The organism is Aminobacter sp. P4_D5 (assembly GCF_056401815.1).
Map to the genome: position 1 here is coordinate 1 of NZ_JBFUIP010000556.1, position 816 is coordinate 816.

An 816-nucleotide genomic window follows, 5' to 3' on the forward strand; every position below is an offset into this window, starting at 1 on the left:
CTCAACATGCGGACCCATGCGCATGGCCAGGGCTATGCGGACCTCAACTTCCTGATCCCGGAGCTGCTGGACGGGATGCATGTCCGCAAGGGGCCCTACTTCGCGGATCTCGGCGATTTCGCCAGCGCCGGCGCGCTGGACCTCACCTTGCGAGACACCATACGCCCCTTCGGCCAGGTGACGGGCGGCAGCTTCGGCTATTGGCGCGGCCTCGGGGCCGGCAGCTTCGCGCTGGGGCTGGGGCAACTCCTGCTGGCGGGCGAGGTCGCCGGCTATGACGGCCCCTGGCAGCGACCGGACGAGCTGCGGCGCTTCAACGGCCTCGCGCGCTACAGCCAGGGCGGCCGGGCTGAAGGCTTCACCGTCACCGCCATGGCCTATTCCGGCCGCTGGAGCTCGACCGACCAGGTCCCGGCCCGTGCCGTTTCCGAGGGAATCATCGGCCGTTTCGGCACGCTGGATCCGAGCGACGGAGGCCATACGCAGCGTTACAGCCTCTCGGCCAGCTGGCATCGGCAAACCGAGAGCGGCACCACGCGGATCAGCGGCTATCTCGTCCGCTCCAACCTCGATCTCTGGAACAACTTCACCTACTTCCTGGACGACCCCGTGAACGGCGACCAGTTCCATCAGCAGGAGCGGCGCTGGCTGACGGGCATCGATGCCAGCCACACGATGCCGGGCCGGCTCTTCGGCCGGCCGCTGGAAACCCGGGTCGGCTTCCAGACGCGCTATGACGACATCGCCCTCGGTCTCTCGCGCACCGAGGCTCGCAGCTATCTTTCCACCGTCCGCGACGATGCCGTGCGCCAGGGC

Annotated in this window: 1 protein-coding gene; it reads left to right on the plus strand. The window is 68.4% G+C overall.

Translation table 11 applies throughout. From position 1 onward, the window contains the following. The coding region (locus tag AC1DWF_RS33455; RefSeq protein ID WP_476842800.1) for a TonB-dependent receptor at window positions 1–816 on the plus strand (816 nt) is incomplete at both ends.